Origin of the sequence: Brenneria corticis (genome assembly GCF_003115855.1) — a bacterium.
Lineage (GTDB): Bacteria > Pseudomonadota > Gammaproteobacteria > Enterobacterales > Enterobacteriaceae > Brenneria > Brenneria corticis.
Window position 1 is genome coordinate 99,494 of sequence record NZ_KZ819073.1, and the last position, 22,471, is coordinate 121,964.

The 22,471-nt window shown below is 60.0% G+C and carries 23 protein-coding genes; 8 read left to right on the forward strand and 15 right to left on the reverse strand.

Features of this window, described 5'->3' with window-relative positions:
• Positions 1 to 25: 25 nt before the first annotated feature.
• From ribD to pgpA, 5 genes are all read left to right on the forward strand, one after another.
• Positions 26 to 1,177: a bifunctional diaminohydroxyphosphoribosylaminopyrimidine deaminase/5-amino-6-(5-phosphoribosylamino)uracil reductase RibD gene (ribD, locus tag DDT56_RS03935; RefSeq protein WP_136165209.1), complete on the forward strand. Its 1,152-nt coding sequence runs from the start codon at positions 26 to 28 to the stop codon at positions 1,175 to 1,177.
• A gap of 89 nt (positions 1,178 to 1,266) precedes the next feature.
• The gene (ribH, locus tag DDT56_RS03940) at positions 1,267 to 1,743 is read left to right on the forward strand and encodes a 6,7-dimethyl-8-ribityllumazine synthase (protein WP_136165210.1); all 477 of its coding nucleotides are present in this window, start codon (positions 1,267 to 1,269) and stop codon (positions 1,741 to 1,743) included.
• A gap of 10 nt (positions 1,744 to 1,753) precedes the next feature.
• Entirely contained in the window at positions 1,754 to 2,173 is a 420-nt protein-coding gene (nusB, locus tag DDT56_RS03945; protein WP_009114050.1) for a transcription antitermination factor NusB, read from the forward strand.
• A gap of 60 nt (positions 2,174 to 2,233) precedes the next feature.
• Positions 2,234 to 3,208, forward strand: a complete 975-nt coding sequence (gene thiL / locus DDT56_RS03950; protein WP_136165211.1) for a thiamine-phosphate kinase — start codon at positions 2,234 to 2,236, stop codon at positions 3,206 to 3,208.
• Positions 3,189 to 3,707: a phosphatidylglycerophosphatase A gene (gene pgpA / locus DDT56_RS03955; RefSeq protein ID WP_136165212.1), complete on the forward strand. Its 519-nt coding sequence runs from the start codon at positions 3,189 to 3,191 to the stop codon at positions 3,705 to 3,707. Before thiL ends, pgpA begins: the two co-directional genes overlap by 20 nt.
• A 49-nt stretch (positions 3,708 to 3,756) precedes the next feature.
• On the opposite strand, the gene dxs is transcribed toward pgpA, so the two are convergent.
• The 3 genes from dxs to xseB are packed head-to-tail and all read right to left on the reverse strand — an operon-like array spanning position 3,757 to position 6,802.
• On the reverse strand, positions 3,757 to 5,622 hold the full coding sequence (dxs, locus tag DDT56_RS03960) for a 1-deoxy-D-xylulose-5-phosphate synthase (protein ID WP_136165213.1): 1,866 nt from the start codon (positions 5,620 to 5,622) through the stop codon (positions 3,757 to 3,759).
• A 20-nt stretch (positions 5,623 to 5,642) separates the two neighbouring features.
• A complete protein-coding gene (gene ispA / locus DDT56_RS03965) occupies positions 5,643 to 6,554 on the reverse strand; it encodes a (2E,6E)-farnesyl diphosphate synthase (RefSeq protein ID WP_136165214.1) in 912 nt (303 codons plus the stop codon).
• Between the two features lie 2 nt (positions 6,555 to 6,556).
• Positions 6,557 to 6,802 (reverse strand): exodeoxyribonuclease VII small subunit, encoded by a 246-nt coding sequence (xseB, locus tag DDT56_RS03970; protein ID WP_136165215.1) that lies wholly within the window; start codon positions 6,800 to 6,802, stop codon positions 6,557 to 6,559.
• A gap of 295 nt (positions 6,803 to 7,097) precedes the next feature.
• On the opposite strand from xseB, the gene thiI reads away from it, so the two are divergent.
• On the forward strand, positions 7,098 to 8,543 hold the full coding sequence (thiI, locus tag DDT56_RS03975; RefSeq protein WP_136165216.1) for a tRNA uracil 4-sulfurtransferase ThiI: 1,446 nt from the start codon (positions 7,098 to 7,100) through the stop codon (positions 8,541 to 8,543).
• 60 nt (positions 8,544 to 8,603) lie between these two features.
• Here thiI and DDT56_RS03980 read toward each other — a convergent pair whose 3' ends face one another.
• From DDT56_RS03980 to panE, 3 genes are all read right to left on the reverse strand, one after another.
• Positions 8,604 to 9,713, reverse strand: coding sequence for a glycerol dehydrogenase (locus DDT56_RS03980; RefSeq protein WP_136165217.1), 1,110 nt, complete (start codon positions 9,711 to 9,713; stop codon positions 8,604 to 8,606).
• Positions 9,714 to 10,055: 342 nt separating this feature from the next.
• Entirely contained in the window at positions 10,056 to 10,649 is a 594-nt protein-coding gene (gene yajL, locus DDT56_RS03985; RefSeq protein ID WP_136165218.1) for a protein deglycase YajL, read from the reverse strand.
• Positions 10,612 to 11,523: a 2-dehydropantoate 2-reductase gene (panE, locus tag DDT56_RS03990; RefSeq protein WP_136165219.1), complete on the reverse strand. Its 912-nt coding sequence runs from the start codon at positions 11,521 to 11,523 to the stop codon at positions 10,612 to 10,614. Before panE ends, yajL begins: the two co-directional genes overlap by 38 nt.
• Before the next feature lie 341 nt (positions 11,524 to 11,864).
• On the opposite strand from panE, the gene DDT56_RS03995 reads away from it, so the two are divergent.
• Positions 11,865 to 12,356 (forward strand): YajQ family cyclic di-GMP-binding protein, encoded by a 492-nt coding sequence (locus DDT56_RS03995; protein ID WP_009114035.1) that lies wholly within the window; start codon positions 11,865 to 11,867, stop codon positions 12,354 to 12,356.
• Positions 12,357 to 12,437: 81 nt separating this feature from the next.
• Here the strand turns inward: DDT56_RS03995 and DDT56_RS04000 are convergent, their stop codons facing one another.
• The 7 genes from DDT56_RS04000 to DDT56_RS04030 are packed head-to-tail and all read right to left on the reverse strand — an operon-like array spanning position 12,438 to position 18,922.
• Positions 12,438 to 13,670 (reverse strand): Zn-dependent hydrolase, encoded by a 1,233-nt coding sequence (locus DDT56_RS04000; RefSeq protein WP_136165220.1) that lies wholly within the window; start codon positions 13,668 to 13,670, stop codon positions 12,438 to 12,440.
• The gene (locus DDT56_RS04005) at positions 13,667 to 14,158 is read right to left on the reverse strand and encodes an L-2-amino-thiazoline-4-carboxylic acid hydrolase (RefSeq protein WP_136165221.1); all 492 of its coding nucleotides are present in this window, start codon (positions 14,156 to 14,158) and stop codon (positions 13,667 to 13,669) included. Before DDT56_RS04005 ends, DDT56_RS04000 begins: the two co-directional genes overlap by 4 nt.
• Before the next feature lie 35 nt (positions 14,159 to 14,193).
• Positions 14,194 to 15,348 (reverse strand): branched-chain amino acid ABC transporter substrate-binding protein, encoded by a 1,155-nt coding sequence (locus tag DDT56_RS04010; RefSeq protein WP_136165222.1) that lies wholly within the window; start codon positions 15,346 to 15,348, stop codon positions 14,194 to 14,196.
• Positions 15,349 to 15,380: 32 nt separating this feature from the next.
• Complete coding sequence (locus tag DDT56_RS04015; protein WP_136165223.1) at positions 15,381 to 16,100, reverse strand: ABC transporter ATP-binding protein; 720 nt, start codon at positions 16,098 to 16,100, stop codon at positions 15,381 to 15,383.
• Positions 16,093 to 16,860 (reverse strand): ABC transporter ATP-binding protein, encoded by a 768-nt coding sequence (locus DDT56_RS04020; protein WP_136165224.1) that lies wholly within the window; start codon positions 16,858 to 16,860, stop codon positions 16,093 to 16,095. The genes DDT56_RS04015 and DDT56_RS04020 overlap by 8 nt, the downstream gene beginning before the upstream one ends.
• Positions 16,857 to 17,963: an ABC transporter permease subunit gene (locus tag DDT56_RS04025; RefSeq protein WP_136165225.1), complete on the reverse strand. Its 1,107-nt coding sequence runs from the start codon at positions 17,961 to 17,963 to the stop codon at positions 16,857 to 16,859. Before DDT56_RS04025 ends, DDT56_RS04020 begins: the two co-directional genes overlap by 4 nt.
• An 8-nt stretch (positions 17,964 to 17,971) precedes the next feature.
• Entirely contained in the window at positions 17,972 to 18,922 is a 951-nt protein-coding gene (locus DDT56_RS04030) for a branched-chain amino acid ABC transporter permease (protein ID WP_136165226.1), read from the reverse strand.
• Between the two features lie 168 nt (positions 18,923 to 19,090).
• On the opposite strand from DDT56_RS04030, the gene DDT56_RS04035 reads away from it, so the two are divergent.
• On the forward strand, positions 19,091 to 20,026 hold the full coding sequence (locus DDT56_RS04035; RefSeq protein ID WP_136165227.1) for a LysR substrate-binding domain-containing protein: 936 nt from the start codon (positions 19,091 to 19,093) through the stop codon (positions 20,024 to 20,026).
• A gap of 27 nt (positions 20,027 to 20,053) precedes the next feature.
• Here DDT56_RS04035 and DDT56_RS04040 read toward each other — a convergent pair whose 3' ends face one another.
• Together DDT56_RS04040 and cyoE are read right to left on the reverse strand one after the other, a co-directional pair.
• Positions 20,054 to 21,418 carry an MFS transporter gene (locus tag DDT56_RS04040; protein ID WP_136165228.1) on the reverse strand — a complete coding sequence of 455 codons (1,365 nt, stop codon included), beginning with the start codon at positions 21,416 to 21,418 and terminating at the stop codon, positions 20,054 to 20,056.
• A gap of 155 nt (positions 21,419 to 21,573) precedes the next feature.
• On the reverse strand, positions 21,574 to 22,461 hold the full coding sequence (gene cyoE, locus DDT56_RS04045; protein WP_136165229.1) for a heme o synthase: 888 nt from the start codon (positions 22,459 to 22,461) through the stop codon (positions 21,574 to 21,576).
• Positions 22,462 to 22,471 lie beyond the last annotated feature (10 nt).

The following is a 22,471-nucleotide window of genomic DNA, read 5'->3' on the forward strand; positions in this document are numbered from 1 at the left end:
CGCCGCGGATTAAGAGGGGCAGGGAATGGTTGGTCCACAGGGCGAATTAACACTTCCGCAAGATGAAACCTATATGGCGCGCGCGCTTGAGCTGGCGCGCCGCGGACGCTTTACCACCGCGCCCAATCCCAATGTCGGCTGTGTGATCGTCCGGGATGGCGAGGTCGTCGGCGAGGGATACCATTTTCGGGCCGGCGAACCCCATGCCGAAGTTTACGCGTTGCGTATGGCCGGCGAGCGGGCGCGCGGCGCCACCGCGTATGTCACGCTGGAGCCGTGCAGCCATCATGGCCGCACCCCTCCCTGCGCCGACGCTTTGGCGGCGGCGGGCGTGTCGCGCGTCGTCGTCGCCATGCAGGACCCCAATCCGCAGGTGGCGGGGCGCGGACTGCATCGCCTGCAACAGGCGGGCATTGCGGTCAGCCATGGGCTGATGGCGGCGGAAGCGGAGAAGCTCAATCGCGGCTTTCTGAAACGCATGCGCACCGGTTTTCCTTATGTGCAGCTAAAAATGGCGGCCTCGCTGGACGGGCGCACGGCGATGGCGTCCGGGGAAAGCCAGTGGATCACCTCTCCGCAGGCCCGGCGGGACGTGCAGCGCTTTCGAGCGCAAAGCGCGGCCATTCTGAGCAGCGGCGCCACGGTATTGGCGGACGATCCCTCGTTAACGGTTCGCTGGCGGGAGCTGGATGCCGACACGCAGCGGAGTTACGCCGCGGAGGATCTCCGCCAGCCGGTGCGCGTTATCGTTGACGGCCGGCAGCGCGTTACGCCGCAGCACCGCATCATTGCGCAGCCGGGGCAAACCTGGCTGGCGCGTACGCGCAGCGATGAACGGACGTGGCCGGAAACGGTCGAACAGCTGAGTCTGCCGCAGCACGATGGCGGTATCGATCTGGTTGCGCTGATGATGGTGCTGGGCAAGCGGCAGATTAACGCCGTCTGGGTGGAGGCCGGCGCCACTCTGGCGGGGGCGCTGTTAAAGGCCGGCGTGGTCGATGAGCTGATTGTGTATCTCGCGCCGAAGCTTTTGGGGGATAATGCCCGCGGGCTGTGCGTTCTGCCGGGGCTGAGCCGGCTGTCCCAGGCTCCCGAGTTCGAAATAAGCGATGTTCGCCAGGTAGGACCGGATTTGCGGCTGCGGCTCAAGCCGCGAAACGGGTCATCGGGCGCCTGATGCGCGTCCGACAAAACCGCATACGCAACCGGAAGAATATGATAGAATCCGCCCCCCTGCGGGGTATAAAGACCAGATAAAGGAAAGCTATGAACGTTATTGAAGGTGTTGTTGCTACTCCTGATGCCCGCGTGGCGATTGCGATTGCTCGTTTTAACCATTTTATTAACGACAGCTTGTTGGAAGGCGCGATTGACGCATTAAAGCGCATCGGTCAGGTTAAAGACGAGAATATTACCGTTGTTTGGGTTCCCGGCGCCTATGAGCTGCCGTTAGCCGTTCGTGCGCTGACCAAGAGCACGCAAAACGGCGGTTATGACGCGGTGGTCGCGCTGGGAACGGTCATCCGCGGCGGAACCGCCCATTTTGAGTTTGTTGCCGGCGAATGCAGTTCCGGTTTGTCTCGTATCGCCGTGGATAGTGAAGTGCCCGTCGCTTTCGGGGTACTGACCACGGAAAGCATCGAGCAGGCGATTGAACGCGCCGGCACCAAAGCGGGTAATAAAGGCGCTGAAGCCGCCCTGACCGCGCTGGAAATGATTAACGTATTAAAAGCCATTAAGTAAGGGGAATTTCGTGAAACCTGCTGCTCGTCGCCGCGCCCGTGAATGTGCGGTTCAAGCGCTATATTCCTGGCAGTTGTCTAACAATGATATTGCCGATATTGAACACCAATTCCTGAGCGAGCAGGATGTCAAAGATGTCGACATCACCTATTTTCGCGAACTGCTGGCTGGTGTCGCCACTCAGGCAGAGACGCTGGATCGGCTGATGGCGCCTTTCCTGTCCCGTCAGCTTGATGAACTGGGGCAGGTTGAAAGAGCCATTCTGCGCTTGGCGATATTTGAGCTGAGCAAACGCGACGATGTTCCCTACAAGGTAGCCATTAACGAGGCTATCGAACTGGCCAAGGTCTTTGGCGCTGAAGATAGCCATAAGTTTGTCAATGGCGTACTCGACAAAGCCGCGCCTTCGGTGCGCAAGGGTAAGAAATAAATCAGTCAGGGCCGGATATCCGGCCCTGATCTTTTGAATTAATCGCTGGCTGGAAAGGTTATGGTTAAAGGTGAGTTTGACCTTATTGCCCGCTATTTCAATCGGGTCGGAAATTCACGCCGGGATGTCGCGTTGGGTATCGGCGACGATTGCGCGCTACTGGCGGTCGCGGAGAAACAATTACTGGCGGTGAGCACCGATACGCTGGTGTCTGGCGTGCATTTTCTGCCCGATATCCATCCCGCCGATCTGGGTTATAAATCACTGGCGGTCAATCTGAGCGATTTGGCGGCCATGGGCGCCGATCCCGCCTGGCTGTCCCTGGCGATTACCCTGCCTGAAAATAACGCCGACTGGCTGTCTGCCTATAGCGATAGCCTGTTCGCGCTGCTGGATTATTACGGCATGCAGTTAATCGGCGGCGATACCACCCGCGGCCCCCTCAGCCTGACGCTGACCATTTACGGTCTGGTTCCCGCCGGGCGCGCCTTGACCCGCGGCGGCGCCAAAATCGGCGACTGGATTTATGTCACCGGCACGCTGGGAGACAGCGCCGCCGGGCTGGCGATCTTGCAGAATAGGCTGCGCATTGACGATGACGACGCCCGCCGGGCGTTGATGCAGCGGCATCTGCGTCCGCAGCCGCGGATCTTGCAGGGGAAGGCGCTGCGTGATTTGGCCAGTTCGGCGATTGATCTTTCCGACGGCCTGATTTCCGATCTGCAACACGTACTCAAAGCCAGCGAATGCGGCGCGCGCCTCAATCTGGACGCCATTCCTTATTCTCACTGGCTGCGCGATCGCGTGGACGAAGAACAGGCGCTGCGCTGGGCGCTGTCGGGCGGGGAAGATTATGAGCTGTGCTTTACCGTACCTGAAATCAACCGCGGCGCTTTGGATATCGCCTTAGGGCATCTGGGCGCCGACTATACCTGTATCGGGCAGGTCGGACCCGCGTCAGAAGGGTTGCGTTTCTTCCGCGGCGACAAAGAGGTTGAACTGAACTGGAAGGGATATGACCATTTTGGCGGGTAAGACTCAGGGGGCGCAAACGGCGAAAAGCCGACTGCGGTTACGCAACCCGTGGCACCTGCTGGCGACGGGGTTCGGCAGTGGCCTGTCGCCCTGGATGCCCGGCACGGCGGGGTCGCTGGCGGCGATCCCGCTGTGGTATGCGATGTCGTTTCTTCCCCTGGAGCTCTATTCGCTGCTGGTGATGTTCAGCATCTGCATCGGCGTCTATCTGTGCCATCAGACGGCGAAAGATATGGGGGTTCACGACCACGGCAGCATCGTCTGGGACGAATTCGTCGGGATGTGGATTACCCTGATGGCATTACCGGTGAACGAGTGGCCATGGGTCGCCGCCGGATTTGTGGTATTTCGCTGCCTGGATATCTGGAAACCCTGGCCGATCCGCTGGTTCGATCGCAATGTGCACGGCGGCATGGGGATTATGATCGACGATATCGTGGCGGGGGTGATTTCCGCGGGGATTATTTACCTGATTGGGCACCATTGGCCGCTATTCTGATCTGAACGGCATAAAATACCGGGGCCTTGCGCCCCGGCGATAACCCAATTTACGCCAGCCACCGCGCAATGCTGCGTTCAATGCCCGCCGCGTCCAGGCCGATATCGCTGCGTATCTCTTCCTGACCGCCCTGGGGAATAAATTTATCCGGCAGGCCGAGATTGAGTACCGAAATCGCGATTCGTTTTGCCATCAGCAGTTCGTTCACGCCGCTGCCGGCGCCGCCCATCACCGCGTTCTCTTCCAGCGTCACCAGCGCGTTGTGGCTGCTCGCCAGCTCCAGAATCAGCGCCTCATCCAGCGGTTTGACGAAACGCATATCCACCAGCGTGGCATTAAGCTTATCCGCCGCCTTTTGCGCTTCCGGCAGCAGCGTGCCGAAGTTGAGGATGGCGATATCGTCGCCCTGACGCCGCACCACCCCTTTGCCGATCGGCAGTTCGGCCAGCGGCGCTAATTCGGCGCCGCTGCCGTTGCCGCGCGGATAGCGCACCGCCGCCGGTCCTTTTTGATAGAGGTAGCCGGTGTGCAGCATCTGGCGGCATTCATTTTCGTCGCTTGGCGTCATAATCACCATATTGGGAATGCAGCGTAAAAACGACAGGTCGAACGCGCCCTGATGCGTCTGCCCGTCGGCGCCGACGATGCCGCCGCGATCGATGGCGAACAGCACCGGCAAATTCTGAATGGCGACGTCGTGGATCACCTGATCGTAGGCGCGCTGCAAAAAGGTTGAGTAGATGGCGACGACGGGGCGGTAACCGCCGACGGCCAGGCCGGCGGCGAAGGTCACCGCATGCTGTTCGGCGATCGCCACGTCAAAATATTGCTGCGGGTATTCGCGCGAAAACTGCACCATGCCGGACCCTTCGCGCATGGCGGGGGTGATGGCCATCAGCTTGCTGTCTTTAGCGGCGGTTTCCTGTAGCCACTGGCCGAAAATCTTGGAGTAGGTGGGCAGCGCGCCGTCTTTGCTTTTCGGCAGCGTGCCGCTGGCGGGGTCGAATTTGGGCACCGCGTGCCAGCTTATCGGGTCCAGCTCCGCCGGCGCATAGCCTTTCCCTTTTTTAGTCATGATATGCAGCAGCTGCGGGCCTTTCAGGCTGCGCATGTTTTTCAGCGTCTGCGCCAGGGCCTGCACGTCATGGCCGTCGACCGGGCCGATATAGTTAAAACCCAGCTCTTCGAACATGGTGCCGGGAACCACCATTCCTTTCAGGTGTTCTTCGGTGCGTCTGACCAGCTCCTTGATCGGCGGCAGGCCGGACAACACCTTTTTGCCCCCTTCGCGCAGGCTGGCGTAAAGCTTGCCCGACAGCAGCTGGGCGAGATGGTTATTCAGCGCGCCGACGTTTTCCGATATCGACATCTCATTGTCGTTCAGCACCACCAGCAGGTCGGATTTGATATCGCCGGCGTGGTTCATGGCTTCAAACGCCATGCCCGCGGTGATGGCGCCGTCGCCGATTACGCATACGGTGCGGCGGCCTTTCCCTTCGCGTTCGGCGGCCACCGCCATGCCCAGCCCGGCGCTGATGGAGGTGGAGGAGTGGCCGACGCTCAGTACGTCATATTCGCTTTCATCCCGCCACGGGAAAGGGTGCAGGCCGCCCTTCTGGCGGATGGTGGCAATGCGGTCGCGGCGGCCGGTAAGGATCTTGTGCGGATAGGCCTGATGCCCGACGTCCCACACCAGATGATCGAACGGGGTGTTGTAGACATAGTGCAGCGCGACCGTCAGCTCGACGGTGCCGAGCCCGGAGGCGAAGTGCCCGCTTGAGCGGCTGACGCTGTCCAGCAGATATTGGCGAAGTTCGTCACACAGCTTCGGCAGGGTTTCTTTCGGTAGCAGACGTAATTCTTCCGGGGTTTCCACTAACGACAATGTAGGGTATTTCGCGGTATCAAAACTCATGAGAGACTCATTCTGAGATTTTATTTATTACGCTCGACGATAAAACTCGCCAGCGCTTGTAGTGGCGCAATATTCAGTGGTTCCCGGCTGGATGAGGCTAAATCATCCAGCGCCGCCAGCGATTGCCGGTAAAGATCCCAGGCTTTTTCCCTGGCGCTCTCCAGCCCCAGTAAGCCGGGGTAGGTGCTTTTGCCCAACTGCTGATCGGCACCCTGGCGTTTGCCCGTGGTAGCGCTGTCGCCGACCACATCCAGAATGTCGTCCTGCACCTGGAAGGCCAGACCGATGGCGTCGGCGTAACGATCGAGGCAGGGCAGCGCCGCACGCCCCGTATCGCCCGCCGCCAGCGCGCCCAGCCTGATCGCCGCGCGGATCAGCGCGCCGGTTTTATGGCGGTGAATTTGCTCCAGCGCGGCCAGATCGACCTGATGGCCTTCGGCCGCCAGATCCAGCGCCTGACCGCCGCACATGCCGGCCACGCCGCTGGCCTGCGCCAGTTCGGATAGCATCGCCAGTCGGGAGCGCTCCGTTACCCGGGGCATCGGCGCGTCGGCCAAAATGGAGAACGCCAGGGTTTGCAGGGCGTCTCCGGCCAAAATGGCGCCGGCTTCGCCAAACTTGATATGGCAGGTCGGCTGGCCGCGGCGCAGGTCGTCATTGTCCATCGCCGGGAGATCGTCGTGGATTAACGAATAGGCATGAATGCATTCCACCGCCGCGGCGGGCGCATCCAGACTTTCCAGCGGCATGCCGAACAGTTCCCCCGTAGTATAAACCAGGAACGGGCGCAGCCGCTTGCCGCCCAACAGTGACCCATAACCCATGGCGTTGACCAGTGGACTACTCTGAAAGGGCAGCGCGGAGATAAACTGGCTCAATACGCGGTTGGCGCGCTGATGGTGGGCGTGCAATTGTGCAGAGAAATCCGTCATGGCTATTCGTCACTGTCCGGGGTAAAAGGCGACAACGGCGCATCGGGTTCGTCGCTCAGCAGAATCTGTACCCGCTGCTCCGCCTGCTGCAGTTTCTGCTGGCCCTGACGCGCAAGCCGTACGCCATGTTCGAATTCATTCAGCGCCTCTTCCAACGGCAGTTCGCCGGATTCAAGGCGGGTAACGATTTTTTCCAGTTCGCTCAGCGAGCTTTCAAAACTCACCGGCGGCTCGGTTTTCTTGGGCATAGTTTTCTGAATCCTGGTTGATACGCCGCTGCTTTATCGCGGCATGGCGCTCTTTGCGGCGGCGCGCCAATGAATGCCGCCGCAATTATACGGGTAAAGCGCAGGGTAAATCTTCATCCCTTTGTTGCCTGGCGTTGCCGCAACGCCAATTACTTTGAGTATGGATGATGATATACTCCGCGCCCTGGATGCTATCGGTAAAATCATCCCTGTCCGGCCGATTTTACCGATAACGTGATTTTAGCGCTCAGGGTAAATTTATTTACACCTTTCTGACCAAGTAACGACAGCCACCATGAAGTTTATCATTAAATTGTTCCCGGAAATCACCATCAAGAGCCAATCCGTGCGATTGCGCTTTATCAAGATTCTGACCGGCAACATTCGCAACGTATTAAAACACCATGATGAAACGCTGGCGGTCGTCCGTCACTGGGATCATATCGAAGTCCGCGCCAAAGACGAGAGCCGGCGCGAGACTATTCGCGACGCGCTGACGCGCATCCCCGGCATCCACCATATTCTCGATGTTGAAGATCGTAGCTATACCGATGTCCATGACATCTTCGAGCAAACGCTGGCGCTGTACCGCGAACAGCTGCAAGGCAAAACATTCTGCGTACGCGTAAAGCGTCGCGGTAAGCATGAGTTTAGCTCGCAGGACGTGGAACGCTATGTCGGCGGCGGTTTGAATCAGCATATCGACACCGCCCAGGTAAAACTCACCTCGCCGCAGGTTACCGTCCATCTGGAGATCGACCAGGATCGATTGCTGCTGATTAACGGCCGCTACGAAGGCATCGGCGGTTTCCCCATCGGCACGCAGGAAGACGTGCTGTCGCTGATCTCCGGCGGCTTCGACTCCGGCGTCTCCAGCTATATGCTGATGCGCCGCGGCTGCCGGGTGCATTACTGCTTCTTTAACCTGGGCGGCGCGGCGCATGAAATCGGCGTCAAGCAGGTGGCCCATTACCTGTGGAACCGCTTCGGCAGCTCGCACCGGGTGCGTTTTATCGCCATTGATTTCGAGCCGGTGGTCGGCGAGATCCTGGAAAAGATCGATGACGGGCAAATGGGCGTGGTGCTCAAGCGTATGATGGTGCGCGCGGCGTCCCAAATGGCCGAGCGCTACGGCGTGCAGGCGCTGGTCACCGGCGAAGCGCTGGGGCAGGTTTCCAGCCAGACGCTGACCAACCTGCGCCTGATCGATAACGCCTCCGACACGCTGATCCTGCGTCCGCTGATTTCCCATGACAAAGAGCACATCATCAAGCTGGCGCGCGAGCTGGGAACGGAAGATTTCGCCAAGACGATGCCGGAATACTGCGGGGTAATTTCCAAAAGCCCGACGGTCAAAGCGGTGAAAGCCAAAATCGAGCATGAAGAGAGCCGGTTCGATTTCACTATTCTCGATCGCGTGGTGAGCGAAGCGCGCAATATCGATATTCGCGAGATCGCCGAGCAAACCCGCGAAGAAGTGGCGGAAGTGGAAACGGTGGCGGCGTTTGCCCCGACGGATGTCCTGCTGGATATTCGCTCGCCGGACGAGCAGGAAGAAAAACCGCTGGCGGCGCAGGCCGAAATCAAATCCTTGCCCTTCTACAAACTGAGCACCCAGTTTGGCGAGCTGGATCAGAGCAAAACCTATCTGCTCTACTGCGATCGCGGCGTAATGAGCCGTTTGCAGGCGCTCTACCTGCGCGAGCAGGGGTTCAGCAATGTGAAGGTGTACCGCCCGTAGTCGGTGCGGCAATGACAAACGCCCCGGCAAAGCCGGGGCGTTTGGGGCGGAAGAACGCCCCTAGTGGGCTACGCGATAGCGTTCCGCCAAGTTATTGGCGGCAACGATGGCGCGGTAAACGTCGTCCTGCGTCACTTTTTCCGGCATATTTCCCATCGTGTCGTCTTCGCTGCACGCTCGTTCCGCCACTTGACGCCATTCGGCTTCGACGAAGTTTTTCAATCCCATTTCCTGTAACGTCAGCGGTAGCTCCGCCGTTTTGATGATGCGTATCACTTCATCGAGTTCTTTGTCCGGCGCTTCCTCCAGCACCAACTGCGCCAGCAGGCCGAACGCCACTTTCTCGCCATGCTGGGCGTCGTGCAGGTCGTCAATGATAGACATGCCGTTGTTGATGGCGTGCGCCGCCGCCAGTCCGCCGGACTCCGCACCGACGCCGCTCAGGTAAATGGTCGCTTCGATAGTCTGTTCCAGTTCGGAGGTGACGACTTTACCACGTACGGCATTCATGGCGGCTTCAACGTTTTCACTCAGTAACTGGTAGCACAGCTGAGACAGACCGAGGCCGGTGCGTGACGGTTTTTTCAACACCAGGTTGAGGCCGTCGGCGCGGTAGCAGGCGCGGGACTCAAAATAGGTCGCCAGCGCGTCGCCGATGCCGGCGGAGAAAAAATGCGCGGGCGCGGCGGCGAGAATAGCCGTATCGGCAATCACCACATCGGGGTTGTGCGGCAGGTACAGATAGCGGTCAAACTCGCCTTTTTCCGTGTAGAGTACGGCAAGCGAGGTACATGGCGCGTCGCTGGAGGCCACGGTCGGGTACAGAATGACCGGCAGTTTTTGGTAATAGGCCGTCGCTTTGGCCGCGTCCAGCGCTTTGCCGCCGCCGATGCCGACAATCACATTGGCATTCCGCGCGTTCGCCAGCGCGCCGAGACGTTCGATTTCCGCCGCCGAACACTCTTTGCTGAACTTCACCGCCGAACCTTGCAGGCCCGCCTGCCGCAGCGCGATAAGCGACGTGTTTTTAACTCTCTCAATCATGGAGCCACCGCTGATGATGAAAGCGTTGTCGCCGAAGTCACGTACATATTCATGCAGCGATTCAAGCAGCCCTGCGCCAATAAGAAACTTTTTTGGCGACGTGTTGGTGCGTGGGATATTACTCATTAAAATAACCTCGTCGTAACAATGATAAATTTTTTAAAATGGCGTTGGGCTGACCATTATTTATGGGTATCATAACGCCTAAATATAAAATAGGGCTAATTGAAAAGGGCGTTTATCTAATTAGACGTGAGGTTGTTTCGCGGAGTTTTATTGAGTAATTTCCGCGGTGGAATGTGTTTAAATAATAAAATACATTGAAAACATAGGATTTAATTATCTCTGTAAGGTTTTTCGGAATATGGTGATATTCGGAGCGTAGTAGAGGGTGTAATAATTTTATTGGTCATTATGAGGGATATATTAACCACCTGGATCATTATATTGACCATTATGATGAATATATTAACCGTCATGATAATTATAAATACCGGGCGGCAGAATCAACTGCGCCGCCACCTCCGCCGCTTTCGCCTTGCCCAGCAGCAGATCAATCAGCTTCAGGGCGAAATCCATACTGGTGCCCGGTCCCTGGGTGGTCAGCAGGCTGACGCGCGGATCGTACACCACGCGTTTTTCCAGCCATTTTTCCGGCGCGATCTTATCGCGCAGCGCGGGATAGCCGGTCATATTGCCGATGGGGAAAAGCTGGTGATATTCCAGCACCAGCGCCGGGGTGGCGCACATCGCGGCGACGATTTTCCCATCCTGATGCGCCTGGCGGATACACTCCACCAGCACCGGGCTGTCGCGGAAGCATTCGGCGCCCTGTAATCCGCCGGGCAGCACCAGGGCGTCGAAATGGCGATCCGCCACCGCCACCAGCGGGGCGTCGGCCAGCAGCCTGACGCCGCGCGAGCAGGTGATTTCAAGGTCGCCGTCGCTGGCGACGCTGGCAAGCGTAACCTGAATGCCCGCTCTGACCAGCAGGTCGATGGTGGTGACCGCTTCGGTTTCCTCGCTACCAGGAGCCAGACATACCAGCACTGATGCGCTCATACTCGTTTTCCTTATGCTTGATGGCCTCAAACAGACGGCTGTTTTCGGGGACGGCCAGGCCGTGGATACGCGCCCGCCGCAGCAGGTAGCCGGTGATATAGTCAATCTCGGTATGACGTTGCGCCAGAATGTCCTGCAGCATGGAAGAGGTATTGGCCGCGGTGTTGTGAATGATTTGGTTAACGTAGATCAGCAGGCTGTCCGCCGACGTATGGAAGCCTTCCCGTTCCATTACCGCGGCGATTTCCTGACAAAGGGATATCAGTTGCTGCGGGTAAGCGCGCAATTCTCCGTTGGTGCATTGATGGATAACCGTTAAGGGATTAATCACGCAGTTGGCCGCCAGCTTCAGCCAGCAGGTGGCGGAGATATCGTTATGCCAGGCCACGTCGGGCAGCGCCTGATGCAGTATTTCGGCAAAACGGCTTGGCGCGTCGTCGTTATTGCCGATTGCGCCGATATGGGTGGTCCCGGCGGCGGTATGCAACACGGTGGTGGCATCGCGCCGCGCCGCGTGGGTGGTGATGCCCAAAATCAGCGGCTGCCGCAGCGGCGGCAGCTCCTCGCGCGCGCCCATGCCGTTGTGCAGCAGCAAAATAGTGCAGTCGGGGTTCAACTTCGGCAGCAGGTTGCGCACGGCATCTGAAACCTGCCAGGCCTTGAGGGTGACCAGCAATAACTCGCTCTGTGCCAGATGTTCGGGGTCGTTGGCGGTCAAATTAAGGTTGCTGTGCCGTCCGTCCAACCGGGTGACATTGACCGGGCAAAAAGGTTGCGGAATACGTAACCACCCCTGAACGTCGTGGCCTTGCCGGTGCAGGGCGGCAAGCCACAGCTGCCCGATAGCGCCGCAACCAAGAACGGTTATTTTCATAGGATTCTCCCTTTATTGACTCGGGAATGGCTGCTTTTGCACCGCAAGATGCGTATTCATATCCATATAGCAGACTAATCATTATTGTAACGGAGTCACTTCCGAGCGCAATAACGCTGGCGTCGAGGCGCATTTTGTGAGCCGCCATCCCTGGCGCTCACCCTGCGGGCCGTCGCTGAGGCGACGTCAAAAACTTACGGAGGGCGTCCTGCCCTCCGCCCTGACGGGCCGCCGCAAGCGGCGTTAAAAAACGCTCCAGGCGTTTTTTTCTCCCGGAAGTTTTTTGTTTCTCGCCGGAGCGGTTATTATGCTCGTCAGCCAAATTTGTCAGGAGACCAATTATGCCATCTTTCGATATTGTTTCGGAAATTGATATGCAGGAAGTGCGCAATGCGGTGGAAAACGCCACCCGTGAACTGGGTACTCGCTGGGATTTCCGCAATGTGCCGGCCAGCTTTGAACTGAATGAAAAATCACAAAGCATCAAAGCCGCCAGCGAGTCGGATTTTCAGGTTCAGCAACTGATTGATATTCTGCGTGAAAAACTGTTGAAGCGCGGTATTGAAGGCGGCGCGCTGGAGATTCCGGAAGAGATGGATCACAGCGGTAAAACCTACAGCGTAGACGCCAAACTGAAGCAGGGCATTGAAACCGCGCTGGCGAAAAAAATCGTCAAGCTGATTAAAGACAGCAAACTGAAAGTGCAGGCGCAGATTCAGGGCGAGCAGGTGCGGGTGACCGGGAAATCCCGCGATGACCTGCAAGGGGCCATGGCCCTGGTGCGCGGCGCGGACCTGGGGCAGCCTTTTCAGTTCACCAACTTCCGCGATTAATCCTTCAGGGCGCGGCGCCGCATAACCGCGCCGCAGAGCGCCAGAACGTATGGCGATCTCCGGCTGCTAGCGTACCGCACGCTATCGCTCCTGCGCCGACGCCAGTACCGCGTGCAGCAGCACGTTGGCGCCTTTTTCACTCCACTCGGGCAGGATATTCTCCGCTTCGTTATGGCTGACGCCCTCCACGCAGGGAATAAAAATCATCGCGGTGGGCGCCGCCCGGTTGATATAGCAGGCGTCATGTCCGGCGCCGGACACCATCTCCCGGCTGGCGTAATTCAGCCTGTCCGCCGCCTGACGCACCTGCGCGACGCAGTGCGCATCAAAGCTTATCGGCGCATAGTCGAAAATGCGGCGCAGATCGACGGTCAGCTGGCGATCGGCCAGCTTTTCCACCGCCCGCTGCAGTTCCTGTTCCATGGCTAGCAGCGCCGCCTGCTGCGGGTGGCGGAACTCCACGCTGCAAAACACCCGCGCCGGCACCACATTGCGCGAATTGGGGGTGATTTGCGCCATGCCGACGGTGGCGCGGCCGTCGGGCGAGAAATCATGACCGATGCGTTCGACGGCGCTCACCAGTTCGGCGAAGCCGCACAGCGCGTCGCGCCGGCGCGCCATCGGCGTGGTTCCCGCGTGGGCGCCGAATCCGTCAATGGCGACCTCGTACCAGCGCTGCCCCTGCGCGCCGTAAACCACGCCGATATCCAGCCTCTCGGCTTCAAGGATCGGCCCTTGTTCAATATGCAGTTCGTAACAGGCGTGCAGCGGAAACGCCTCGGCCGGTTGCGTGCCGGCGTAGCCGATGGCCTGCAGCGCCTGGGCGACCGTCACGCCGTCGCTGTCGCTGCGCGCCAGGGCGAACTCCGGCGTGAAGACCCCGGTCCAGACGCCGGAGGCGAGCATCGCCGGCGCGAAACGGGCGCCTTCCTCGTTGGTCCAGTTCACCAGCTCAATGGCGCGTTCGGTTTCGATGCCGTGGTCGTTAAGCGTGCGCAGCGCCTCAAGGCCGGCGAGCACCCCGTAGATACCGTCAAAACGGCCGCCAAGCGGCTGGGAGTCGCCATGAGAGCCGGTCAGTACCGGAGCCAGGGCCGGATTGCGTCCCGGACGGCGCATAAACATATTGCCGAGCCGGTCCACCCGGCAGGAAAAACCGGCCTCTTCCGCCCAGCCGCGTAGCTGGTTGCGCGCCTGTTTATCCTCTTCGCTCAGCGACAGACGGGTGACGCCGCCGTTGGCGGTGGCGCCGTAGCGCGCCATGGTTTCCAGCGTATGCCACAGGCGTTGAGCGTTGATTCGCAGCGTGCTCATTGTTTGTCTTCCTTTTTTTTCACCCGATAACGGAAGTCGCAGCGCGCCGCACCGCACATGATGGTGGTGGTGCGTTGCAGTTCCACCTCCGGCGCGTAGCCGACGATAAACTTCTCATCGCGCGCGCAGGAGAGCAGGTGGCCGATCTCCCCCAGTCCCATCTGGTGATACATCTCGGCGTAGCGACAGCGGGTGACATCGTAGTCGTAGCGTTGCTCGTCGCTGTCTATCACCCGGACCTCCAGCGCGTCGTCTTTTTCCCACAGATACTGCAATGCGATAAAGCTTTGCAAATCCGCGCCCTCCGGTTCCCGGCGGGCGAACTCGCGCCCGGCGTCAATGGCGGCCTGTTCGATGGCCTCGCCGATGATTGCCTGGGCGCGGGCCTTGCCCACTTCCCGCACCAGAACCTGATAGATCGGTTTGATGATTTCCGCCTCGATGCGGCGACGGGCCAGAATACCCGGCTCATTTTGCTTACAGCTCATCGCATTGCCTCATTTCATTACCGCTTTACGTCAACTTATTGCCGGCTGCCGCCTAATACCGTTTGCGGCTGCCATTTGCCGTCCACGACTTTATAAACCGTGAACGACGGGTTTTGCAGATTGCCTTCGCCGTCGAAAGCGATGACGCCGGTAACGCCCTGATGCGAAATCGCGCGCAGTTTGGGCAGGTAATCGGCGGCGTCGGTGGAGTCGGCCTGGCGGATGGCGGCGATCAACGTCTGGGTGGCGTCATAGGCGAACGGGGCGTGCAGTTCGATATGGGTGTGATAGCGGTCGCGGTAAGCCTGTTCGAAGGCTTTCCCGCCCGGCATCTGCTCCACCGGCAGGCCCGGCTCCAGCGCCACCACCCCTTCGCCTTCCTTCTGCGCCAGCTGCAGGAAGGTCTGGCTGACGAAACCGCCCGCGCCCATCAGCGTGGCGTTGATGCCCAGCTGTTTGATGCGCCTGGCCAGCGGCGCGGCCTGGCTGTCTACGCCGCCAAAGAAGATAAGGTCGACGTTTTTACTGCGGATCGCCGTCAGTACGGCGCTGAAATCGACGGTTTTATCATCCACATACTGGCGATCGACGATCTTTACCCCCTGAGACTCCAGCGATTTGACGAACTCGTCCGCCAGTCCCTGCCCGAAAGCGGTGCGATCGTCGATCACCGCGACGCGGCTCGCTTTCAATACCTGCACCGCGTACTGCCCGGCATAAGCGCCGCCGTCGTCGTCATGCCCCATCACCCGGAAACTGGTGTCGAAACCCTGCCTGGTGTAGGCGTGTCCGGTGGCGACCGGCGCCACCTGGGCGATGCCGGCATCGTGATAAATGCGCGCCGCCGGAATGCTGGTGCCGGTATTCCAGTGGCCCACCACGCCCGCGACGCCGCTGTCCACCAGCCGCTGCGCCACCGCCACGGCGGTACGCGGATCGGATTGATCGTCCTCCGACTGCAGCTTGAAGGTGACGGCCTTGCCGCCGATACGCGGTTTTTGCCGGTTAACGTCATCGATGGCCAACTGGGCGCCGTTTTCCAGATCCTTGCCGATGCGCGCCGACGGCCCGGTAAGCGGTCCGGCAAGGCCGATGATCACGGTTTCGTCCGCCGCCGCGGCGGGCGCGGCGGCCGACAGTCCGAGCAGCATCAGCGCCGCCGGAATCATACTTAAGGTTGCTGTTTTCATAGGTAGTCCTTGATGTTGGTCGCAGAAACGGGCTATTCGCCCAGGTAAATTTGTTGGATCGTCGGGTCGTTGAGCAGGTCGGCCGAGTTGCCGCTGTGGGCGATGACGCCGCTGTCCAGCACCCAGGCGCGATCGGTCGCCTCCAGCGCCAGCCGGGCGTTCTGCTCAATCAGCAACAGCGTCACGCCGTCCGCCCGCAGCGAGCGGATCACCTCAAAGATGTTTTCCACCATCAGCGGTGCCAGCCCCATGGAGGGCTCGTCGAGGATCAGCAGGCGAGGGCGGCTGAGCAGCGCGCGGGCCAGCGCCAGCATCTGCTGTTCGCCGCCGGAAAGCAGGCCGCCGGGCTGGTGGCGGCGCTCGCCAAGCCGCGGGAAACGCGCGAAAAGCCGTTCGATTTCACGGCCGACCTGCGCGTTATCGCGGCGTAGCCAGGCGCCCATATGCAGGTTTTCCAGCACCGTCATGCGCTGAAAGATGCCGCGTCCTTCCGGCACCATCACCAACCCCTGGCGCAGTAACTGCTCCGGCGACGTTTTTTTATGGCGGTCGTCCTGCCCGCGGTAAATGACCGAGCCGGTGTAAGGCTGTAGCCTGGCCAGCGCCCGCACGGTGGAGCTTTTACCCGCGCCGTTGGCGCCGATAAGCGTCACCTGTTCGCCTTCGCGGATGGTGAAATCAATCTGTTTCACCGCCTGAATACCGCCGTAATTCACGCCGAGCCGTTCCACCTGCAATAAAACGTCAGACATGGGCATGGCCTCCGAGGTAGGCTTTGATCACCGCCGGATGGCGGCGCACCGTCTGCGGATCGCCCTCGGCGATAACGCCGCCGTAATCCAGCACGCTGATGCGGTCGCACAGTCCCATCACCAGCTTGACGTCGTGCTCGATGAGCAGAATGGTTTTTCCGTCGTCGCGGATGCGCGCCAGCAGCGCCTGTAGCGCCACCTTTTCGCCGGCGTTCATGCCGGCGGCGGGCTCGTCGAGCGCCAGCAGTTTGGGGTCGGTGGCCAGGGCGCGGGCGATTTCCAGACGGCGCTGATGGCCGTAGGCCAGATCGCGGGCGCGGTAGTGGGCGAATTGGGCGATGCCGACATAGTCCATCCAGTAATGGGCCAGTTCGCGGGTTTCCCGCTCTTCGGCGCGGGCGCGGCGGTGGCGGCTGACGGCGGCCCATACGCCGTTGCGGGTGCGCGCATGGCGCCCCACCATCACGTTTTCCAGCGCGCTCATCTCATTGAACAGCCGCAGATTCTGGAAGGTGCGGGCGATGCCGGCCCGGGTGACCTTTTCGATGGAGCGCGGGTTATAGGGCTTCTCTTCCAGCATAAAGCTGCCGCCGTCGGCCTGATACAGGCCGGTGATCAGGTTGAAACAGGTGGTTTTTCCGGCGCCGTTGGGGCCGATCAGACCGTAGATCTCATGCCGTTCGACGCTGAGTGAAACGTCGTTTACCGCCACCAGCCCGCCGAAGCGTTTGCTGAGGTGACGAATGGACAACAGCGTCATGCTTTCCCCTCCCCATGACGGGCGGGCCACAGTCCCGCCGGACGGAACAGCATCACCAGCACCAGCGCCAGACCGTAAAACAGCTGGCGCAGGATTTCCGGGTCGATGACTACCGCGCCGAACAGCGACTGTTGCAGCGGCGCGGCATGGCTGCGCAGGAACTCCGGCAGCGCCGAGAGCAGGATGGCGCCGACAATCACCCCCGGAATATGTCCCATCCCGCCGAGCACCACCATCGCCAGTACGGCGATGGACTCGTGCAGCGTGAAGGACTCCGGGGAGACGAAGCCCTGAAAAGAGGCGAACAGCGTACCCGCCACGCCGCCGAAAGCGGCGCCGATGGCAAAGGCGAGCAGCTTGTAATTACGCGCGTTGATGCCCATGGCGCGCGCGGCGTCCTCATCTTCGCGGATGGCGGCCCAGGCAAGCCCCACGCGGGAGTGCTGCAGGCGCAGGGAGATAAAAACAATGGCGATGACTATCGCCGCGAGCAGGTAGTACCACAGGTACAGCGCCGGGATTTTGATGCCGAACAGCTGGTGGACGCCGCTGAATTTGACGCCGAACAGCGACAGGGTATCGATGCCGGAAATCCCTTTCGGTCCGTTGGTGATATTGATCGGACGATCGAGATTGCGCATCAGGATACGGATAATTTCGCCGAAACCGAGGGTGACGATGGCCAGATAATCGCCGCGCAGGCGCAGCGTGGGCGCCCCCAGCGCTATGCCGCACAGCGCCGCCAGCGCGGCGGAGAGCGGCAGCAGCAGGAGGATGGAAAAGTGCAGCCCGTGCGGGAAATAGTGCAACAGCAGCGGAAACGCGCCGACGAGATGAGGCGACGCCAGCAGCGCGGCCAGATAGGCGCCCACGGCGTAGAAAGCGATAAAGCCCATATCCAGCAGCCCGGTAAAGCCCACCACGATATTCAGCCCCAGCGCCAGCATGATATACAGCAGGGTGAAGTCGATCACCCGCACCCAGTAGTTGCCGCCCAGGCCGCCGGCCACCCAGGGCGCGACGAGCAGCGCGGCGATAAACAGCGCCAGGCCGAGGTGCAGCCGGCGTCGCGCCGCGGCGCGGACAAAGGTTGTTTCGCTCATCGTCGCTCCTATGCGCGGTTGGCCAGCCGCTCGCCGAGCAGGCCGGACGGGCGGAATACCAGCACCAGGATCAGCACCATAAAGGCAAAGACGTCCTGATAGTTGCTGCCGAACGCGCCGTTGGTGAATTCGCCAAGATAACCGGCGCCCAGGGATTCGATAATGCCCAGCGACAGCCCGCCGAGCATCGCGCCGCGCAGGTTGCCGATGCCGCCCAGAATGGCGGCGGTAAAGGCTTTGATGCCGGGGAGAAAGCCCATCGAAAAACTGGCGTTGCCGTAGTTGCTGGCCATCATCACGCCCGCCAGCGCGGCGAACAGGCCGCCGATGGCGAAGGTGAGGGTAATGATGCGGTTGGGGTTAACGCCCATCAGGCTGGCGACCTGCGGATTTTCCGCCGTGGCGCGCATGGCGCGCCCCAGACGGCTGTGTTCCACCAGCAGCAACAGCGCGACCATGACCGCCAGCGCCAGGCCGACGGTAACCAGCCCGGTGACGGTAATCACCGCCGGCGGGTGTTGCGCGTCGCCCGCCGTCACCGCAATCGGATCCATGGGGAGAATCTGCGGAAACATCAACGGATTGCGTGACCAGATCAGCATGGCGAAGGTTTGCAGCAGCAGCGACACGCCAATTCCGCTGATCAACGGCGCCAGGCGCGGGGCATGCCGCAAACGGCGATAGGCGAAGCGTTCTATCGCCACGGCGACCAGCGCGCAGACCATCATCGCCGCCAGCAGGGAGAGCGCCAGCGCCAGCAGCGGCGGCATGGCCGGCGCAAGCTCTTCCAGCAGGCGCAGGCCGGAGAGCGTGGTCAGCGCGCCGACCATCAGAATATCGCCGTGAGCGAAATTGATAATGCGCAGAATGCCGTACACCATGGTGTAGCCCAGCGCGACAAGCGCGTAGATACTGCCGAGCATCACGCCATTAATCAGTTGTTGCAGTAGAGTATCCACATCGTCATCCGCCAGGTTCACATCGCCCGTTTAACATCCAATATCTGAATTAAACTGTGAAATACGCAAAAAACATTTCTTATAATGAAAGTGTGGGTAACTAACGAATTGAAAATTAATGATTAATAATCTATGGTGGGATTATTTCGCCGATGAAAAATTCAACAGATGAATAAAATAGAACAATTGCTGCAGGGCGGATTAGGCGAGGACGGCCGCCTGCCCAACGATCCGCCGCTGCGGGCGGTGCGGGTTTTTGAAGCTATCGCCCGTCTGGGGAGCATTACCGCGGCGGCGCGGGAGCTGAACATTTCCCCCTCGGCGGTCAGCCACCAGTTGAAGACGCTGGAGACCTTTCTGCAAATGCCGTTGACGGAGCGTCAGGGGCGGCGGCTGATGCTGAGAAATGAAGGACGCGAATACTATCGCTCGATTCGTTCCGCGTTTACCGTGTTGCGCCAGGCTACCGAACATGTGCTGGATCACGCCCAGTCCCGCCAGGTGACCATCAGCCTGATCCCGCTGTTCGGCATGGGCTGGTTTATCCCGCGGCTGCCGGACTTTCTGCGCGCCAATTCGCAAACCGATATCAACGTGGTCTACGCCAATCATCGCAATTACCTGAGCGATGCCTCCGATATGTCGATCCGTTTCGGCGGCGGGCAGTGGGGGGGATATCGCAGCGAGAAGCTGGTGTCCGGCAAGATGGTGCCGGTTTGCAGCCGCGAATTTCTGCGCGTCCACGGCCATATCGACGAGCCGGAACAACTGCTGCAGTTGCCGCTGCTGCACGATGAGGAGCGCTCGACCTGGATGCAGTGGTTTCAGGCGCAGAACGTCAGGCGTCCGCCGCGCAGCACCGGTCCGCTGTTCGAAGACGGTCTGCTGACGCTGGCGGGGCTTCAGGCGGGGCTGGGATGCGCGCTGATGCGCGAACCGCTGATTGAGCGCTTTCTGCACAGCGGCGAACTGGTGAAACTGTTCGATCTGCCGATTGACGACGGACGGGATTACCACCTGTGCGTCCGGCAGGACATCGAGATGTCGGCGGACGGCAAATTGCTGCAACGCTGGCTGCAAGAGCAGGCGGGCGTTAGCGCATAGCCGGTCGCATCGCGCGGGCCGCAGGAGCTATGGCCGGGCGACCAGCTCTTCCAACTGCCGTCTGCTGATTTTCTTATTATCGATTTTGACGTAGGCGCTGTACTCGTCGGGGACGATAATCACCTCCGCCACGCCGGGCTGGGTGCGCATTTTCTGTTCGAGATCGCCGTTGCGCAACGCGGAATCGGAAAGCGTAATTCTCAGGCTGCTGAGGTAGGGGGGCTCGCGCATGGTGAACCCCACCAGCAGCCACAGCGCGGCGACGCCCGCGCCCGCCGCGAACACCCCCGCCGCGCCGTAATGCTCGAACAGCGCGCCTCCCAGACCGCCGCCGATAGCCACGCCGAGAAACTGGGTGGTGGAGTAGACGCCCAGCGCGGTTCCCTTGTATCCGGCGGGGGATTCTTTGCTGATCAGCGACGGCAATAGCGCTTCCATCACGTTGAACGCCAGAAAGAACAGCTGCACGCCGGCAATAATCTGCCAGAGCTGATTGCCCGCCGCCCACAGCGTCAGCTCGGCGGCGATAAGCACCAGGATGCAGCCGACGAACACCTGCTTCATGCGCCGTTTCAACTCGGCGTAGATAATGAACGGCACCACGCCGGCGAAGGAAATCAGCATGGTGACCAGATAGACTTTCCAGTGATCCTGCGGCGCCAGCCCGGCCTGTTCCAGCACGCGCGGCAGCGCCACGAAGCTCGACATCAGCAGAATATGCAGACTCATAATGCCGAAGTTCAGCTTCAGCAGGCGGCTATTGGCTAAAACCTTGCGCAAACCGCCGCGCACGATGGCCGATTCCCGATTCAGCACGTGAGTCGGAGGCTCGGGGATCAGGGTCAGGGTGATCGCTATCCCCATCAGCGACAGCGCGGCGATGCCCCAGAACAGGGCCTGCAAGCCGAAAGCATGGGTCACGATAGGCCCCGCCACCATGGCGATGGCAAAGGTGACGCCGAAGCTGACGCCGATAAAGGCCATCGCTTTGGTGCGGTTTTGTTCGCGGGTGAGATCGGAGAGCAATGCCATCACCGCGGCGGAGATGGCGCCGGAGCCCTGCAACGCCCGGCCGAGAATAATCCCCCAGATGGAATCGCTGAGGGCGGCGATAACGCTGCCCAGGGCAAAAATCAGCAATCCGCCGACGATTAACGGTTTTCTGCCCACGCGATCCGACATCAGGCCGAAGGGGATCTGAAAAACCGCCTGCATCAGGCCGTAAATGCCGATGGCAATACCGATCAGCGACTCGCTGGCGCCCTGCAACGCCATGCCGTAGGTGGTCAGCACCGGCAGCACCATAAACATGCCGAGCATGCGCAGCGAAAATACCGTACCCAGGCCCCATGTCGCCCGCAGCTCGCCGGGGGTCATTTTGTTGTCGTTCATTAATACCTCTGGAAAAACGTCGGCGCTATTCTAGTGCGTTATTCGCCATTGCGTAAACGACAGGTTTGTTACGTGATTTGGCATTGATGCCCTCCCCCGCGAAGGGGAGGTAGGGGGGGAAAGCCGGAAGGTTTGGTTGATCGGCGTGCCGATGATTAACGCAAATAGGTCAGCAGGACTTCCCGCGCCGGCGCGATGGAGTCGACGGACATCATCACGCTCAGCGAGGTAATGGCGACAATGGAAAACATAAACAGCTTTTTCGCCCATACCCGGTCGTCATTGGCGTTTTTATAGCCTGACAACGCCATCCCCAGCCACCACACGCTGACCGCCGCGGCGACCACCAGATATTTGTAACCGGCGTAGCCGCCGAGAGACAGCATCAGGGTGGCGACCATAAACGCCAGGATATACAGCGTGATATGGTTCTTCGCCACGGAAATGCCTTTTACCACCGGCAGCACCGGAATATTGGCGGCCTGATAATCCTTAAAGCGGAAAATGGCGATCGCGTAGGAGTGAGGCATCTGCCACAGGCTGAAAATCAGCAGCAGAATCAATGCGCCCGCATCAAACTGATTGCTGACGGCGCAGTAGCCGATAACCGGCGGCGCGGCGCCGGACAGGCTGCCGATCAGCGTGCCGTAAACCGAATGACGCTTCATATACAGGCTGTAAACGCCGACGTAAACCACGAAGCCCATCACCGCCAGCCACATGGCCAGCGGATTGGCGGCGATATACAGCAGCGCGAAGCCGGCAATACCCAGCAGAGAAGCGTAAACCAGGGTTACTTTCAGTGAGATCAGTCCCCTCACCAGAACCCGATTCTTGGTTCTCTCCATTTTTTTGTCGATATCGCGGTCGATAACGTTGTTGAAAACGCAACCCGACGCAACCACCAGCGATACCCCAAACAGCGTGGCAAGAAACAGGGGGTAATCAATGCTGCCTTGCGCGGCGAGGAGAAATCCGCCGATAACAGAAATCAGATTACCGAAAATAATTCCCGGTTTGGTGACTTGCAGGTATTTAATCATCTTTTACGGC